The 15,875-nt window shown below is 59.1% G+C and carries 16 protein-coding genes and 1 pseudogene; 3 read left to right on the top strand and 14 right to left on the bottom strand.

What is annotated here, in order from left to right; all coding sequences use genetic code 11:
- Positions 1 to 17: 17 nt before the first annotated feature.
- Positions 18 to 1,340 (top strand): MFS transporter, encoded by a 1,323-nt coding sequence (locus tag BI327_RS35610; protein ID WP_083742343.1) that lies wholly within the window; start codon positions 18 to 20, stop codon positions 1,338 to 1,340.
- A gap of 75 nt (positions 1,341 to 1,415) precedes the next feature.
- A complete protein-coding gene (locus BI327_RS35605; protein WP_076866026.1) occupies positions 1,416 to 2,378 on the top strand; it encodes an amidohydrolase family protein in 963 nt (320 codons plus the stop codon).
- Between the two features lie 22 nt (positions 2,379 to 2,400).
- Here BI327_RS35605 and BI327_RS35600 read toward each other — a convergent pair whose 3' ends face one another.
- From BI327_RS35600 to BI327_RS35560, 11 genes and pseudogenes are all read right to left on the bottom strand, one after another.
- The gene (locus BI327_RS35600) at positions 2,401 to 2,775 is read right to left on the bottom strand and encodes a hypothetical protein (RefSeq protein WP_076866025.1); all 375 of its coding nucleotides are present in this window, start codon (positions 2,773 to 2,775) and stop codon (positions 2,401 to 2,403) included.
- Positions 2,772 to 2,981 (bottom strand): hypothetical protein, encoded by a 210-nt coding sequence (locus tag BI327_RS43825; RefSeq protein WP_394329909.1) that lies wholly within the window; start codon positions 2,979 to 2,981, stop codon positions 2,772 to 2,774. Before BI327_RS43825 ends, BI327_RS35600 begins: the two co-directional genes overlap by 4 nt.
- 38 nt (positions 2,982 to 3,019) lie before the next feature.
- Positions 3,020 to 3,127, bottom strand: a pseudogene (locus BI327_RS43820) (3-hydroxyacyl-CoA dehydrogenase family protein); the annotation flags it as partial.
- A 38-nt stretch (positions 3,128 to 3,165) separates the two neighbouring features.
- Complete coding sequence (locus tag BI327_RS35590; protein WP_076866023.1) at positions 3,166 to 3,966, bottom strand: SDR family NAD(P)-dependent oxidoreductase; 801 nt, start codon at positions 3,964 to 3,966, stop codon at positions 3,166 to 3,168.
- Positions 3,963 to 4,313, bottom strand: coding sequence for a cupin domain-containing protein (locus BI327_RS35585; RefSeq protein ID WP_076866022.1), 351 nt, complete (start codon positions 4,311 to 4,313; stop codon positions 3,963 to 3,965). Before BI327_RS35585 ends, BI327_RS35590 begins: the two co-directional genes overlap by 4 nt.
- Positions 4,314 to 4,352: 39 nt before the next feature.
- Positions 4,353 to 5,207 carry a cyclase family protein gene (locus tag BI327_RS35580; protein WP_076866021.1) on the bottom strand — a complete coding sequence of 285 codons (855 nt, stop codon included), beginning with the start codon at positions 5,205 to 5,207 and terminating at the stop codon, positions 4,353 to 4,355.
- Positions 5,208 to 5,256: 49 nt separating this feature from the next.
- Positions 5,257 to 5,421 carry a hypothetical protein gene (locus tag BI327_RS42520; RefSeq protein ID WP_159450515.1) on the bottom strand — a complete coding sequence of 55 codons (165 nt, stop codon included), beginning with the start codon at positions 5,419 to 5,421 and terminating at the stop codon, positions 5,257 to 5,259.
- A gap of 358 nt (positions 5,422 to 5,779) precedes the next feature.
- Positions 5,780 to 6,838 (bottom strand): aromatic ring-hydroxylating dioxygenase subunit alpha, encoded by a 1,059-nt coding sequence (locus tag BI327_RS35575; RefSeq protein WP_076866020.1) that lies wholly within the window; start codon positions 6,836 to 6,838, stop codon positions 5,780 to 5,782.
- A gap of 214 nt (positions 6,839 to 7,052) precedes the next feature.
- A complete protein-coding gene (locus tag BI327_RS35570) occupies positions 7,053 to 7,790 on the bottom strand; it encodes an alpha/beta fold hydrolase (protein WP_076866019.1) in 738 nt (245 codons plus the stop codon).
- Positions 7,791 to 7,948: 158 nt separating this feature from the next.
- Positions 7,949 to 9,073 carry a hypothetical protein gene (locus BI327_RS35565; RefSeq protein ID WP_076866120.1) on the bottom strand — a complete coding sequence of 375 codons (1,125 nt, stop codon included), beginning with the start codon at positions 9,071 to 9,073 and terminating at the stop codon, positions 7,949 to 7,951.
- Between the two features lie 124 nt (positions 9,074 to 9,197).
- Positions 9,198 to 10,886 carry an asparaginase domain-containing protein gene (locus BI327_RS35560; protein ID WP_076866018.1) on the bottom strand — a complete coding sequence of 563 codons (1,689 nt, stop codon included), beginning with the start codon at positions 10,884 to 10,886 and terminating at the stop codon, positions 9,198 to 9,200.
- 928 nt (positions 10,887 to 11,814) lie between these two features.
- Between BI327_RS35560 and BI327_RS35555 the strand changes: the two genes are divergently transcribed.
- A complete protein-coding gene (locus tag BI327_RS35555) occupies positions 11,815 to 13,254 on the top strand; it encodes an MFS transporter (RefSeq protein ID WP_076866017.1) in 1,440 nt (479 codons plus the stop codon).
- A 106-nt stretch (positions 13,255 to 13,360) separates the two neighbouring features.
- On the opposite strand, the gene BI327_RS35550 is transcribed toward BI327_RS35555, so the two are convergent.
- Genes BI327_RS35550 through BI327_RS35540 form a run of 3 tightly spaced genes read right to left on the bottom strand, consistent with a single transcriptional unit; the run spans position 13,361 to position 15,799 of the window.
- Entirely contained in the window at positions 13,361 to 14,515 is a 1,155-nt protein-coding gene (locus BI327_RS35550) for an FAD-dependent monooxygenase (RefSeq protein ID WP_245335031.1), read from the bottom strand.
- A 4-nt stretch (positions 14,516 to 14,519) separates the two neighbouring features.
- A complete protein-coding gene (locus BI327_RS35545) occupies positions 14,520 to 14,951 on the bottom strand; it encodes an acyl-CoA thioesterase (protein ID WP_076866016.1) in 432 nt (143 codons plus the stop codon).
- Positions 14,948 to 15,799 (bottom strand): fumarylacetoacetate hydrolase family protein, encoded by an 852-nt coding sequence (locus BI327_RS35540; RefSeq protein WP_076866015.1) that lies wholly within the window; start codon positions 15,797 to 15,799, stop codon positions 14,948 to 14,950. The genes BI327_RS35545 and BI327_RS35540 overlap by 4 nt, the downstream gene beginning before the upstream one ends.
- Positions 15,800 to 15,875: the final 76 nt, after the last annotated feature.

The following is a 15,875-nucleotide window of genomic DNA, read 5'->3' as shown; positions in this document are numbered from 1 at the left end:
AAGCGGTTGAGGAATCCATGAACCCTCGCACGACAGATGTGGGTGCCTTGATCGACGGGTCCCGCTTTAGCCCGCTTCAGATACGCATCGTCGCGCTGTGCGGGTTTACATCGATTATCGACGGCATCGACACGCAATCGATTGGGATTGCCGCACCCGAACTCGCCAAGTTGCTTTCGCTGACGCCGGCCGGCTTGGCACCAATCTTTTCGGCCGGCCTTCTTGGCGCGCTCACCGGGGCGCTGGGACTCGGTACACTGGCCGACCACATCGGTCGAAAGCTGACGATGATCCTTTCGGTGTTGATTTTCGGATTTTTTAGCCTCTTGACGGCCGCCTCGACCTCGTTCGAGACGCTGCTGGTATTGCGCTTTCTGGCGGGCCTCGGCCTTGGCGGCGCGGCGCCTTGCTTCACCGCGCTTGCAGCCGAATACACACCATCCCGCAAGCGATCGCTCGTCATAGGCCTGATGTGGGCCTGCTTCCCGCTTGGCGGCATGACCGGCGCCTTCCTCGGCTCCTGGCTGATCAAGGCCTATGGATGGTCGGCGATCTTCTATGTCGGCGGCATCGTTCCAGTTTTCCTTGCGTTCGTTCTAGCCTTTGCAATTCCAGATTCGCTGCGTTTCCTCGCCTTAAAAGGCAAGTCGCGGCAAACCGTACGCCGGATCGCCGAGCAGATCACGGCACGTCCGATCGGCGAGCGCGAGGAATTCACGGCGGTCGATCACACCCATGGACATGCCGGCGTGCGAAGCCTGTTTGCCGAAGGCCGGCTGACGACGACGCTTCTGCTCTGGGTCATCTTCTACATCGCGTTCACGATCCTTGTGTTCATCCCATTGTGGGTTCCGACACTGCTTGTGCAGCCGAACGGCCTTCAGCACTCGCAAGCTTTCACGACGGTTGCCCTGAACAATGGTGGCGCCGTCTTCGGCATGATGCTGTGCGGCGCCCTCATCTCCAAGATTGGACCATTCAAGCTGCTGACCGGCGCTTTCCTGCTCGCCACCATCTTCACTATGGCCGTCGGGCAGATGCCCGGCTATCCCGGGCCGACTAACGCCGCCGCCTTCCTCAGCGGCTTGTTCGTGGGTGTTGGGGGCGTGGGCGTAATCGCACTTGCAACGGTGTTCTACCCGACGCTCGTGCGATCGACCGGTCTCGGCTGGGCAATCGCCGTGGGACGGGGCGGACAGGTCTGCATGCCCTTGATCACCGGCGGGATGCTGCGTGGCGGATTGAAACCGAGCGAGATCTTCATTGTGCTGGGCTTGCTGCCCTTCCTGGCGGCCGTGGCAGTTGTCTTGCTCAGTCGTGACAAGAAGAGGCTGCCATGAACCCCGTCCTGAACGTCGTCGCGCACTGACAGAGCAAGATCGTTTCGAACAGACCCGAGCTGGAGGCAATAACTGATGCGCAAGATCGCCCTTGAGGAGCACTTCATGGCTCCGTCCTTCATTCCCTATTTTAGGAGCACCTCGGCGAATATCAGCCCCGATCTGTTCGACAAGGCGCTGGATGCGCTGGCCGATTTCGGAGAGCGGCGGCTTGCGGCAATGGATGCTAACGACATCTCGCATGTCATCCTTTCGCTTGCCGGACCCGGAGTTCAGATCGAGAAGGACACGGCGACTGCAGTGCGGCTCGCGCGGGAAGGCAACGATTACCTCGCCGAACAGATCAGACGCAACTCGAAGCGCTATGGCGGGTTCGCCCATCTCGCTCTTCAGGATCCAACGGAGGCGGCCGCCGAACTCGAGCGATGCGTCCGCGATCTCGGCTTCGTCGGCGCCATGATCAACGGCCAGACCAATGGCGCCTATCTGGATGATCCCCGGTATTTTGGCCTGTGGGAGCGCGCGGAAGCGCTCAACGCGCCGATCTACATCCATCCCGGCAATCCCACCGACAAGCCGGCGATGTATGCGGGCCATCCGGAACTTTGGGGGCCGGTCTGGAGCTGGGGCGTCGAGACGGCCAACCACGCTCTGCGCCTGGTGTTCTCCGGACTGTTCGACCGCTTTCCGAAGGCGACCTTGATCCTCGGCCATATGGGCGAGGCGCTTCCCTTCCAGCTATGGCGACTGGACAGCCGCTGGGAGATTTCAAACCGCGGCGCGAAGCGCCTGTCGCTGGCGCCATCCGATTACTTCAAGCGGAATGTCGTCGTGACAACATCAGGGGTTTGCTCGACCGAGCCGCTGTTGTGCGCGCTCGGCTCCCTCGGTAAGGACCGGGTACTATTCTCGGTGGACTATCCGTTCGAGCGCTCCGACATCGCGTCGAAGTTCATCGAGACGGCACCGCTCCCGGATGACGTCCGCCGCCTGGTCTGCCACGGCAATGCGGAAGCCCTGTTCCGTCTTCGACCCTGAAAGCTAGTCCAGACAGGCGAGTTTAATTCGCAGGTCCGGACTTCTCGACCCGAAAGCCCAGCGGAAGCAATTGCACGCTCCAACGGGATCGGACGAAGCCACCAGATGCCCGCGTCTCGATTAGCATGACGGCGATAGCCGCCGCGCCCAGGATGATAAGGTAGACCGGCCTGAACGTTGAGAGCGTTTCGTCAAGAAAAACGTAGATCAGCGCGCCCGGGATCGGTCCTTCGAACGTTCCGATGCCTCCGATCATGAAGTTGATCATGGCGGTGCAGTCGTTGACGCTGAATCCCGCATCCACGCGGAGCCGCTGCAGGAAGATTAGCCCGCCGACCATTGCGGTGGCCGATCTCGCGACGATTTGGATGACGAGCTTGATGCGGTCGACGGTCACGCCATTGCTGCGCGCGGCGGCCTCAGCGCGAGTTCCGCAACCGGCCCGCGAGGCTCGGCGGCCAGCGGCAGTGGGTCAGGCCGCCCCGCTCCGCGCGCTCCGATATCGGCAAGTATCTGCTGTTTCGGCTCGAGATACTCCGGCACCGCCTCAACGACGAGATCAGCGTCGGCGACGCGACGTCCCAGCGTGTTGGACGCTTCGATCCTGACAGCGCAGACTCGTCATGGCCGAGGGCGTCTAAGGAAGCCTTAATGCGCGGCAGAATCCCTTCCCGCACTTCGCGCATGGGATCGGTGATGCGGAAGTGGTGACCAGCGCTGGCAAAGACCTGCGCGATGCCATGCCCCATCAGGCCGCCCCCAGAATCGCGATCCACACCGTCAGGACTTACCCCGCCGTATAGCCGCCGTCGGCATAGAGGATATGGCCGGTGTAGAAGTCCGACGCCCTCGAGGCGAGGAACAGCAAGGGACCCGAGAGGTCCGCGGGTTCGCCAAGGCGCCCCTTCGGCACGCGCGCGAGAAACCCTGCCCGTGTTGTCGTGGCCCGCTCGTCGTCCCCGAACATCCAGGCAGTCAGTGGCGAGCGGAAAACAGTCGGCGCGATGGCGTTGACGGTGATTCCCGTCGGTCCCCATTCGCATCCAAGCGCCCGCGTGATGCCGTCCACTGCGGATTTCGATGCGCAGTAAGCGGTGTAGCCAGCGGGGTGCCCCAAAAGGCCGCGCGCCGAAGACATCAGGATGATCTTGCCTCCCTCGCCTTGCGCCAGCATCTGGCGGCCGGCAGCGCGCGACATCAGCCAGCTCTGCGTGACGTTGGCGTCCATCAGCTCGAGAAAGCGCTCGGGCGCCATGTCGACGATCTTCGCCACATCGTTCTTGCCAGAAGCAACGACGAGAATGTCGACGCGACCGAACCGTTCGACCGCCTTGGCGACGATGGCATCGCAGACCGCTTCGGAGGTGGGGCGACCGGAAATCTCCTCGACCTCGGCGCCGCGCGTTCGGCACTCGGCGGCAATCTCGGCGAGTTCCTTGGCCTTGCCCGCCGTCAGCACCAGCTTGGCTCCAGCCGACGCAAGCGTCTCTGCGGCAACGGCACCGAACGCGCCAGAGCTACCGGTGATGATGGCAACCTTGCCCGCCACCGAAAACAGCGAGAGCGGATCGGTCGGCGCGCCGGTCATGGCTTCGCTCCCGTCGGATAGGGAATCACGACGAGCATCTTGCAGATGTCGTTCTCGCGGTTGACGATCTCGCGCACCTCGCCTGGCGCGATAGTGCAGGAGTCCATCGGACCCAACACCGTCTCCCGCCCGTCGACGACGACCGTCATGTGCCCTTCCAGAACAACATAGACCTTCTCGAACGGCGTGGAGTCGGGCCCCGCGCCGCCGCCGGGCAGGAATAGCGAATAGCCGACCCATTGATTGGTGGGACCGCCGGCCTCAAAACCCTGCAGTCGCAGGCCGACCACACCGCGATGGTTCGGCGCCTCATAGGGTTTGGCATCGGCAAAGCGCTTCACATGCATGCACGTCCTCCCGCGTTCTGACGTTGGTACGCTCGCGCCTTATGCGGCGGGGCCGAAGCTAGTGCCGCCCTCGATCCGGTATTTCTGCGATTTGTCGATCATAGCGACGAGGCGAATGATGCAGCCGTCACCGCGGTCCCAATTCCAGGGAAAGAACGCGAAGGTGACACGCTTACCGGTGACTGCGTCGAGATCGCCGCCCACATTCTCGATGCCGAGAATGCCGTTGGTGAAGAGCTTGCGGTGCACGGGCTCCCACTCGGGATGATCTTCCTTCCAGTCCCGCCCGCCGGACCACTTCTTGTATTCGTCCGCCAGGTGCGGGTGCAGCGGGCCGTTGCGGTGCGGACCGATCGCGGTAGCGAGCGGATGATCATTGGCCTGGGTATCGTGGCCGACCACCTTCACTTTCTTCTCGACGAACCAGTCGCCGGCGGACGGGACGAACCCCGGGCACTTGCAGAAATACTCCTCGCTGTCGCGATACCTGTGGTGCCAGCCGGTGTTGACGATCACAACGTCGTTGGGCCGCACCGCCTTGCCGGCCGCTCTTTCGAGATCGTCATAGGTGATCGGCTCCCAGTAGTTCTTCGGGATCGAGACAACGATGCCGGAGCCAAAGAAATGCGGCAATGGCACCTCGTCGATAAAGGGCGTGCCCTCCACGACGTGCGCGGGCGCGTCGATGTGGGTGGTGTTGTGCATGCTGGTCGTGATGCGTTGCGACAGCACGCCCGACTTCGCCATGTAGTGGATACGCTCGATCTTGACGTCTTCGAAGTACGGCCAGTTCGGCGACTGGAAGCCGAAGCGATGGGACAAATTGTAGAATTCCAAGCCCATCGGATTGTCGAGATTGGCCTGAAACTCGATACCTCGGACGTTGATCGACATGCATTTCTCCCTAGCCGCTCGACTATCGCTCTGGCGCCTGTATCGCTAATCAATACATCTGTATCGTATTTCGGTCAAGAATGCTTGAGGCCTGATGGATATGACCTCTCACCAGCAGCCCCTGCGCAGCACCAATAGAGGACGAACGCATCTGCTGAGGAGCCGCTTCGCGCGCCTTGCCTTGCTGGCGCGCTCCATGGCGCTCAATGTCCATTGCTAGTCACAGCGTCGTCTCGCATCGGCCGCACAATCGCGGCGATCGAGCCGCGAGGATGTCGTGAGCGATGGTGCAGTGTGCCGCACCATCGACGAGGGCGGAGCGGCTATCGCGCGTAAGGATTAGGCCGGCATCGCCACGCTCTGCAACGACGGGCCAGGCTGGCGCCGCCCGATGCACCTATCGTTGCGGCGAGGACGCTTGTGAGACGAAGCCAACCGCTCTCACGAGAGCCAGGCCAGCGTCAAATACCTTGTCGTCTGGCGGAAGGGCGCAGACGCAAGTGATGGCTGCATAGCGACAGCTGGAATAGCCGCCGGCGGGCTGGCGAAGCGCGGTCCGGGCCGTCGGGTAGTTATGCCTCCGCGCCGATCCGATCCGGTGGGTGGCGCTCGGCTGCAATCAACTTCTCCATGATACGCCGCCATCTGACCACCCCGAGATCGGTCTCCAGCATTACACGTTCCAGCTGGTTTGGTGGGGTCATGTCGATGATCCGCTGCTGCGCCACGATCATGGGCTGATCCTGCTTCTCGAAGGCAAACCGGCGGAGGTCCGAGATCTTCTCCCGCATCTCTGCCGTCTGGGATTTGGCGTGGATATTCCAGAGCGTCGCCGCGAAATGATAGTGCGTCGTGCGCGCTGTCTCCGGAGTGAGAATATGCGTGCCGAACAAACCGGTGCCCTCTTGCTTCGGTCGCCCCGGCGCCGTCACGCCGACGTCGAGCAGAAGACAGCTCGGTGGATCCCACCGGAAGTCGGTCCAGCAGTCGACCGGCGCACCATCCTGCCGGAACAGCATGTCGAACATGCCGGGCGGCGGGACCTTGCGAGCATATCGGATCACGTTGATGGTGTTGCCGCTTTGCGTGATTTCGGTCGGAGCCGCGATCATTGGCTCGTTGCCGAGAATGCCGTCATGTAGGAAGCTCGTGTGGCTGCAGTCGAGCAGGTTGTCGACAATTAGCTCATAACTTGCGTCCATCACGATGTAGTCGCGGCGCGTCACGCTAGTCCCGGTGTCGTCGAGCCTGGAGAAATCGGGAATGAGCGAGGGATCGGCGGCGCGCTCGCCAAACCAGATCCAGACGCCGGAATGTCGCTCAACAATGGGGTAGCTGCGCAGCCGCGCTCCGGGCGGAATTCTTCCTGACGGATGAGGATTGCGCACGCAGGCACCGGTGAAATCGAACTCAAGGCCGTGATAGCCGCAGACGATGCGGCCGCCTTCGAGCCTGCCCATCGATAGCGGCGACGCACGGTGCGGACAGCGATCGTCGAAGGCGACGAGGGCTCCATTCTCCGGCCGGATAAAAACGAGAGGGCGATTGAGCAGCGTCCGCGTAAATGGTGTGCCCTGCTTGATGTCCGCGCTCCAAGCGGCGAAGTACCAAGCGTTCAAGAGAAAATCCATGACGCTCCTCCTTTTGGGTTTCTCATTGCCTTTGCGGGTCGCACCTCATGCCAGAAACCCGGACCGCGCATGTACCGCCAAACAATGCATCTGTATCGCAATATGGTCAAGTCGTATCGCGGGGAGTGTCAAACGAGCTCTGACAGGCGGGACCGCCCACATTGAAAGCCGAACGAATCTGACGAGGAAAAACTGCTTTGGTCAGATCCGCTGTCTAGCGGAGGGCGGCTTCATCCATGACCAACTCGTCCATCAGGGCTGCAAGCCGATCCGGACACGAGAAGAAGGGAGAATGATCGGAATCCAGTGTGGTAACTCGGGCAACCGTGGCCGCGCGATGCATGCGGCGTTGAGCCTCGATCGAAATCGCCTTATCTTGGAGACATTCCACATAGAACTTCGGGATACGGTCCAATTTTCCGGAAAGCGAAACCGGGGTGATTGCTGGCAAGCTGGCCTGCACTCGCGAAAGTCTGGCTAGGGCTTTCTTAAAGGAACGCTCGTCGCACAGGCTATAGAAGCATTCACGGAGATGCTCTTCGGGCACCCTAGCCGTACCATTCGCTTGATCTTGAACCATCACGGCGTTTAACCGGCTCTCGCTGTCCGCCATAGCTAACTGTATCAACGATTGACCGTGAGCCGGAATGAACGCGGTGACATAGATGAGGCCCTTCAGGTTATCGGTCACCCCTTCGGCCGCCTGCGTGATCGGAATTCCTGCCATTGAATGACCGACGAGCCACAGCGGCCGATCTATCCGCTTGACTCGATCGGTTACGCACGAAATGTAAGCATCCAACGTCACGTCGCCCAGCGGCGTTCTGTCGTCGCCGAGTCCCGGCAGATCCATAACGTGCGCCGCGTGTCCGCGCGCCGCAAGAAAGGGAATCAAGTCGTCCCAACACCAAGAACCGTGCCACGCACCATGTACCAAGAGAAACTCGGCCATCCGAACACCTCATGTTTTGGTTTCAAGCTGCCTGTTTCGACGTCCACACCCGCGCGCTTCCGCATACTCGAGATGATTCCGGACATTAGGTCGGTGCGGCGCCGATGATCGGGCCAATACGGCATCACTGTTAGTCCTGGGAGACCCGAACAGTTGGATCAGAACTTCATCGTGATGCCGGCGTAGACTGTCGATTCAGTGCAGGTGTTGGTGTTTTGACCGGTCGCTGCGATCGTACAAATGCCGGGTGTTGCGTTATGATCGAAGCCTAACCTGTTCTGCCAGTACCGATAAGCGACCCAGAGGTCGACAAAGTGCGAATATTTCTCGCCCCAAGCCGCTTTCGAGGCATCAAACGTCAGTCGGATCGGTTCGCTATTCAACTCGATCTTCGACGCAGTGCTGAAGCGGCCCGGACCAGAACTCGCGGGCAGGCCCAATGAATCACCTTTCGGACCATACCAGCCGGCCCGGCCGCTGATCGAGAAGTACTGCATGGACGGCGGCAAGAATCCAAGGTCCATGTAGTAATTTATCTCGGCGGCCCAAGTAGGCTTGTACGAGATGTTGCCGTCAGGATTGCAAGTTATCCCCGCCACGCCAGGACCGAACAGACCACATTGTGTGAATCCGGAGTGTTCTGCGAATTCCCAGTACAACAACGGTGCGACGTTGATGTAACCCTTGTACGGGAGATCAAAAGCGAACTGCAAGCCAGCAACGACATCACGCGTGGCCGCGGCCACAAAATTGTTCGAAGTGAAGGCGTCCATGCCAACTTCGAACGAGATGTTGTGCAGCGGGCCGACCGTGAAGGCCTGCGTGTTGAAGAGCTGATTCCAGCCGAAGGTGGAACGAAATAGACCGTAAAACTCTGTGTTACCGGCGCAGCCCCCAGCACCACCGGTGACGGTGATCCCGGACGCGACGCAAGGCACCGCGGGAGCGTTGTGATCCGACTTGTACATTGAGATGGAAAAGAAGTTCGTGCCGTACACCCATGCATCGAAGTGAGTAAACGAATAGACTTGCTTCGCGTTAGTCCCGTTGATCGAGCCATCGGGGTTAACGGAAAAGAACCCTGCATCGGCGCCCTTGGGCATCCATGAAAAGGTCACCCGGTTATCGTTTACGAAGAAGAACGGCAGATCGGGGACGGGTTTTACGGGTTTGACCTTGACAGGCTGCTCTGCTGCCACGGCCTGACTGACTGCAGCGATCGAGACTGCTGCCGCTACGCCCAGGATCCTCTTCACCACCAAGACTACGAATGCGGCGTCCATTTCATTTCCCCCAAAATGCAAGTTGCGATCCGTCTCCATTCCCGTCAAACGAGATGGGATTGACGCAATGCTCGAGCAGAGCGCCAATCGTCGCACGAGCGACGGGTTATGCTCTCCACCTCAATCAATGGCTGTCGAAGATTTCCTGGTACTTGGCCTTTGCCGCCATGAACTGAGCCATCTCTTCGCGCGTTGGCTTCCCGGGGTCTGCGGCCGCCGGCAGTGAGCCAAGCTTCATGAGGCATGCCATAAGTAGCAGCCGCGCTTTTGTCGACGTCAGGTTCCGACCCGATATCGTGAACGGCATCGGATCGGGGAAGCCTTCTGGAAAACCACGTCCGACGCGCACGACTGGAATGCCAGACAGGCAGGCGCGGTTCAGCATCTCACCGCGAACGTGCGAAGGAGCGATACCGTAAGGCGTAGCTCCTTCTTGAACAAATCCCGCCAGGCGGCTGGTGCTGAGCCGGTGTTGAATCAAGAAATCCAAATCGGGCTCCGTGGCCGGGTCGTCGCCGTACGCATCGGTCACATAGTAACCGTCCTTAAGGATTGTGACGGACGGAATGGCATCGGGAAGCAATTTGCCCGCGGCATCCTTGATTTGCACCTCGACAAGCTCGACACCGCATTCTCCGCGGCGGATAGCTTTCGTCGAATTCGGCAGGCGCGTAATGTTCACCTCGGACTGAGATGTATGCTTATAGGCCGGCACGTACATCAAGAAGGGAATGCCGGTATGGGTGAGCTGACCAAGAATACCTCCGTGTCCGCCAGTAGCCGTGTAGCCACCTGGGCGCGCATCGACCTTAGCGACCTCACGCGCCGCAAAGACCTGCTGCTCCTGGATTACGACGGCGCCACATCGGTTGTTATCGGCGGTGTCTTTCCAGATTCCCGACTCGATGAACGAAACGGAATCCACGATATTGCGTGGACCGTCGTTACCGATCTGCCCGTGGGCGCGTTGCGCGGCGTTGCAACAAATCAGCTTGTTGGTATCGATCAGCAGGCTGAACCAATAGGCTGATTCCTCAATATACGGCGATCCTTGCGTGAAAATCGCCCCCTCATACTTTCCTGAGGCCATCACGGCTTGGACACGATTGGTCATCTCGGCCAACGCCGGGCGGGATGGTCCTTTAGCAAGGTGGAACGGCTTATACGCATAGAAATCGCGGCCCATTTTCTCCGGCTGAATGTCTCCTTCGCCGACATCGGTGCGCTTGTTAGCCGGTAGGCCCTTCGAATAGCCGCCGGTTGGTAGGACGCGATAAAAATCGATTTCAGCTCGCGTGCCGATTATGTTTACTGTGCCGTCGTCGCTGATCGAGAAGCGGTCGATCTCCTCGAAGCTGCGGGATCCGTCCGGGAAGAATCCTTGTCGAGCAAGCGGACTGAACGGCGCGATGGATTCCTCTTCCCACGCCGATCCATCCTTTTGCATCGCCATATATGGAAGCGGGTACAGCCCGTCTTCCGGCAGCAACTCAATCTCGTAGACGGGCTTATCGTTCGGGCTCTTCCGCTCGCGGCTGAAAGTGCCGTCAACGTCGATGTAGCCGTCGGGCGGACCATAGAGCTCCGCGCTGTCCGCCTCGAGCGGATGCGCCGAGAACTGCTCCACATAGACCTTTACGGGTGCGGCCAGACGTTGCGCTCGCAATGCGTCAAACTTAGCGTCGAGACCTTTGTCGGCGCTGCGGGGCGGCAGACCCTTGCGCACCCGGGCCTTGTTGGAGGTTACCAATGGAGGCGTGTTCTGGATCGTTGCCTCGGGACCGGCCAGGTGGGCGATGCGAATCTTGCTCATGCGGATCTGCCTTGCGGGCCCAACAGTTTGATGGCTCAGTAGCCGCGGCGGCTTTTAGTCAGAAGGGGCCTGCACAAGCCTCTTGAAGGAAAAAAAATTTGCGCATTCATGACACTCAGGCAACGCGAAAGTCACGAACATAAAAATCATGGCCAGCTGAGGATTTTTCAGTACATGCTTCAGACGCCGCAAAGAGGTGGATCCAGTCGACCGGTGTGCGAAATCGAAAACTCTTGGAATAGATTCGACTGCGCACGATCATCGGTCGGATCTGGCCTCGAGTTCTGAGGCTCTGAAACAAAGAGATCAGTGATCGTCGTACATCGACAGCTATGTCTCAGCGAACGCATTCAGGATGTGTCGCCGGGCGTGGGACGATGGCCGTGGAGATCGATGAAAACGCCCCGCGGCCACTCATAGGACTTTAACAGCCGAGAGATCTCCTCGAACTCGGACGAATTTGATTTCTCCCGAGCTGCGCTCCTTTGTTCCGTTCGAGGATGTTGCGCAGCGGAGCTAGCTTTTTGCTAGTCAGAGCATCGAGCATGCCAATACCTTCGAAGGCTCGTATCGCTGAATGATCCATTGCTCGATTGGCGGTCGCAAGCGTCCGTCCGCGCTGTGCCGGAGCTGTCCATAACGTTGGACGTGAAAATAAGACAGACGCAATGCGCGACGCCCAGGCCAACTCGGGGTGACCGATCTGGATAAGAATCTCGCGGCGAGGTCTTGGCACAATCGGCTCTTGCGCCGCTTCGGCAATACCCTGTGGTGCTGCGTTGCCATATTCAGTGTGCGACGCACCAGGACTTCTTAGCTCGCTAGATTTGCGACTAACTCATGCATCGCGGCACAAAAAATCATTTGTGACGATTAGTGCCGAAACGGAATATCCAGCTGGGACTTTTCGCGATCGCAAGGGGATTGTATGTCAAGCATATCTGTCAGGAGCAGTGGTGAGCCGATCGGCGCCGGCGCGATTAACGTCACTGAGATCATCGACAACACACGGCTAGGTGGCCGCCAGATTGCTATCATCGCAATCTGCATGTTCGTCGCGATGATGGACGGTTTTGATTCTCAAGTAGCTGGGGTTACTGGTCCGGGCATTCTGGCTGCGCTGAAGCTACAGCCAACACAGCTCGGCCTCGTGTTTTCCGCGAATTCATGGGGGTTCATCTTCGGTGCGCTTATCGGTGGGCCGTGCGCCGACAAATTCGGCCGAAAACCGATCCTATTACTCTCAACCACGCTATTTGCGCTCTGCACTTTCGTCACGCCGCTGATTCTGCAATTCGACCTCTTTATGGTCGTGCGCGTCCTCGCCGGTGTCGGCTTTGGCGCCGCAACACCTTGCTTCGTGAGCATCGCAACAGAGTGTGTACCGCGAAAATGGCGATCTCGTCTGGTGACGATCCTTTGGGCCGCAATTCCGGGCGGCGGTGTCGCCGTCGGATTTTTGGGACCAATAGTGCTGCCTTCACTTGGATGGCAGTGGCTCTTTTACATCGGAGGAGCCGCTTCTTTCGTGGCCGCCTTGCTTGTCGCGTTAGCTCTTCCCGAATCGGTAATTTTTGCTGTTATGCGCGGGTATCAAGCAAGCCGCGTCAGCAGGCTTCTTGGCCAATTGACGAGGTCGGACTATTCCGACGTCTCCCGCTTTTTCGTCGAGGAAGAGAGACATCTTGGCGCACCGGTTAAGCTTCTATTCGTCGACGGTCGCGCGCTCACGACCATTCTCGTGTGGATAGCGTTCTTCGCCGATTATTTTGTGCTCTTCGGCATGATCGTCTGGACGCCCACTCTATTGGGCCACCTGAATGTAACACCTGCGCAAGCCTCCGCAGTGCTGGCGTTCAACAACATCGGGGGCATCATCGGCGCCTCGCTCGCGGGCTATCTCATCTACAACTTTGGTCCTTATCGCACGCTCATCACGACTTTCGTCGTTGCCAGCGTCACAATCGCGCTCACCGGCCTGGCCGCGCCGGAGTTCGCGCCTGTCGTCATGCTCCAGACACTGAGTGGATTTCTTGCCGGGGGCGGGCACGCCGGCATGGTTGCTCTAGCCGCGATGCTGTACCCGACCACGATGCGTTCGACCGGGGTGGGCTGGGGGTTGGGTGTGGGTCGCCTTGGTGGTGCAGGCGGACCGATTGTGATCGGCGCGTTGGTCGGCGCCGGCTGGTCAGCGTCCAGCGCTTTCGCAGCAATCGGATTTGCGGCGCTACCAGTAGCGTTGATCGTCGGCGCGTTGCGGCTTTACGCTGCAAAGGCGCCGGCGGCCATAGCTGCAAAAACACCAGCTGCGAGTTCTGACTTCGTCGAAGCCGAGCATATGCAAAAGGTTGAGAGTCGCGCCTCTTGAGCGTCGAAGGTTAACCACTCGGACGAAACGCCTGCGCGACCGGCAACCTCAGGGGGCCGGTCGAGCAGTTGGTTCAGACTCGCGGCAAATGCGAGGCGACAGGCTACTATTTCCCGCTCTTCCACTCTGTATATCGGCGGACAAACTCAGGGCATGTGGAGGCTAATCGATCTGGGGCGACCCGGCCGGATCGGCTTATGTATTCGTGTGCGAACTCCCATGGTGCGAGCGCCATATTCTGATCGAAATGTTCGTACCAATTGGCGCTCCTGGCGGCCGCGTCGAGCAGCTTTTCCACGACCGGCCGTCGCTGCGTTTCATACAGGGCTAACGCGGCTGGAATGTCGCCTTGCGAGGTTTCTATGGCGTTCACCAGCGCCTGAACATCCTCCAAGGCAAGCCGAGTGCCCGAACCAATTGAGTAGTGGGCAGTTCGAAGAGCATCACCTACCAGGACCATATTCTTGTAGGACCAGCGGGCGTTGGTAATCTTCGGAAACTGTCTCCAGATAGAGCGGTTTGAGACAAGCTGGGCGCCTTCCAAGACGTCGGCGAACACCTTCTCGCAGAACCCGCGAGACTCCTCGACCGAAAATTTCGCCAGCCCGCAACGTTCAAAATTTGCGGCTGTCGTCTCAACCAGAAAGGTGCTCTGGGTCGGCGAGTAACGATAGTGATGGGCATTGAACGGTCCGCTGTCCGTCACCTTGAACGTTTGTGTAAGGGCATCGAACGGACGCGAGGCACCAAACCAAGCAAACCAATTCGTAAGCATCTCGATCTTGGTTCCGAACTCCAACTCATTTTTGCTGCGCACGAGCGAATTTGCTCCGTCCGCCCCCACAATGAGGTCAGCATCACCAAACTCGGAGAGGTCCGTGATCGCCTTTCCAAAAATGGGAGCTAGTCCAACCTCCCGGAGTTTATCGTTCAGGAGGCGCAGCAGAATGACACGACCGATTGCGGTGAATCCGATGCCATCGATCCGGATGCGCTCGCCTCCTATTCTGATTTCGATATCTTGCCAAGATTCGAGGCCGCCAGAGATCGCGCGCACCAGTTCGGGATCGTCGTCCGCCAGGAATTGAAGGCCCTGCGCCGACAGCACAACACCAAAGCCGAAGGTAACATCCGGGGGGTTCTGTTCGACGACGGCAACATCAGCGGTCGGGAATAACCGCTTGAGCCTGTAGGCAGCGTACAAGCCGGCCGGGCCGGCGCCCAGGATCCGGATCTTTCGCGGACGCGAATTCGACATCATGGACTTACTCCGCGGTTTCGGGCTGTTTCCGGGCGTTCAGGATCTCAAGCACTTCAGGCGGCAAAGGGCTCTTGCGCAGACCGTGTTCTCCATGGACCGCCCAAACACGAGTATCGAGTGCATCGGCGAACGAGCGTCCATCCCCTGAAAAGCAATGACGAATTGTAAATGACGTCTTACCAACCCGTTGAACCGAAATCTGGTGAGACACCATCGCGTGGAGGAGCGGCGCATCGAAGAAGCGCATGTTGAACTCCACGCATGGAATGCCTTCGGTCCCGCCATCCGGCAATTTGCGGTTTGGGATATAGCCGTCGGACTGAAGCATCTCGTTGAGCCCATCGACCGCCCACTTGGCGTAATTGGGAAAGAATACGATCCCTCCGGGATCGCATTCGCTCCAGTTCAGACGGCGGTAATAGGAATAGGCGCTCAAGCGAGCACCTGCCCGACCTGCATCTCGAGTTTCCCAATTCGCTCGACTTCGGCCACCAGCCGGTCACCCGGCACGATTGGGCCGACGCCTTCGGGCGTTCCGGTCATGATCACGTCGCCAGGGTAGAGAGTGTAGAACGAGGACGCGTACTCGATGAGGCGAGCGACATCGAAGATCATAAGCCGGGTATTCGACTTCTGCTTGATTTCGCCGTTGACGCTGATCGATAGATCCAGCGCGTCCGGATTCGGCACCTCATCCGCCGTCACCAACCATGGGCCGAGCACGCTGTAAGTATCGGCTGACTTTCGAAAGCCTGGAAATTCCTTTCCGCGGACGGTGATGTCCAAGCCGATCGTGTACCCGAACACGTGCGCAAATGCGTCTTTGCGTGACACGCGACTGGCCTTCTTGCCGATCACTACGGCAAGCTCAACCTCGTGGTCTGTGCGCCGGTCCGCAAATCTCGGATGGATGGTTTGCGAGGGCCCGATGAGCGAACTTCCTGCCTTCAGAAACAATCCGTATTCATCCAGCGACGTATAGGTCTTTCCCTGATTGATCTCGCGATCGGCATTCGCCTCGTCGATGTGCGCTTTGTAGTTGATCGGCGCTCCGATGATCTTACCCGGATTTGCGATGGGACTATCTAACCTGACATCCGTGAGCGAAAGGGGAAGGCGAGACGAATACTGCCCTCCCTCTTTTAGAGAAGTCAGTTGGGACATGACCCATTCTCCGGGCGGCGTCGGCCACTTCGAATTCAGATCGAAATTATCAGTGATGTCCACGACGGAGCTGCCCTGCACCACGCCGATGCGATCAGAGTTAAACCGGCAGATCCTCATTGTTGTCCTCCTCGCCAAATTGCTGCATTTGCATTTATTGCATATGCAGTATATGTTCCGTGACGGAACGTCAAGC

The sequence above is a fragment of the Bradyrhizobium mercantei genome, assembly GCF_001982635.1.
In the GTDB taxonomy this organism is placed as follows: domain Bacteria; phylum Pseudomonadota; class Alphaproteobacteria; order Rhizobiales; family Xanthobacteraceae; genus Bradyrhizobium; species Bradyrhizobium mercantei.
The sequence above is the reverse complement of the archived record's forward strand: the minus strand, read 5'-3'. Positions and strand labels throughout refer to the sequence as shown.

Bases quoted from the DNA above. Each gene is read 5' to 3' on its own strand.
- BI327_RS35550 (WP_245335031.1), bottom strand. From the start codon at position 14,515: ATGATGTCGAATTCGCGTCCGCGAAAGATCCGGATCCTGGGCGCCGGC.
- BI327_RS35610 (WP_083742343.1), top strand. From the start codon at position 18: ATGAACCCTCGCACGACAGATGTGGGTGCCTTGATCGACGGGTCCCGC.
- BI327_RS35555 (WP_076866017.1), top strand. From the start codon at position 11,815: ATGTCAAGCATATCTGTCAGGAGCAGTGGTGAGCCGATCGGCGCCGGC.
- BI327_RS35560 (WP_076866018.1), bottom strand. From the start codon at position 10,886: ATGAGCAAGATTCGCATCGCCCACCTGGCCGGTCCCGAGGCAACGATC.
- BI327_RS35590 (WP_076866023.1), bottom strand. From the start codon at position 3,966: ATGACCGGCGCGCCGACCGATCCGCTCTCGCTGTTTTCGGTGGCGGGC.
- BI327_RS35575 (WP_076866020.1), bottom strand. From the start codon at position 6,838: ATGGATTTTCTCTTGAACGCTTGGTACTTCGCCGCTTGGAGCGCGGAC.
- BI327_RS35540 (WP_076866015.1), bottom strand. From the start codon at position 15,799: ATGAGGATCTGCCGGTTTAACTCTGATCGCATCGGCGTGGTGCAGGGC.
- BI327_RS35580 (WP_076866021.1), bottom strand. From the start codon at position 5,207: ATGTCGATCAACGTCCGAGGTATCGAGTTTCAGGCCAATCTCGACAAT.
- BI327_RS35605 (WP_076866026.1), top strand. From the start codon at position 1,416: ATGCGCAAGATCGCCCTTGAGGAGCACTTCATGGCTCCGTCCTTCATT.
- BI327_RS35585 (WP_076866022.1), bottom strand. From the start codon at position 4,313: ATGCATGTGAAGCGCTTTGCCGATGCCAAACCCTATGAGGCGCCGAAC.
- BI327_RS35570 (WP_076866019.1), bottom strand. From the start codon at position 7,790: ATGGCCGAGTTTCTCTTGGTACATGGTGCGTGGCACGGTTCTTGGTGT.
- BI327_RS35565 (WP_076866120.1), bottom strand. From the start codon at position 9,073: ATGGACGCCGCATTCGTAGTCTTGGTGGTGAAGAGGATCCTGGGCGTA.
- BI327_RS42520 (WP_159450515.1), bottom strand. From the start codon at position 5,421: ATGGACATTGAGCGCCATGGAGCGCGCCAGCAAGGCAAGGCGCGCGAA.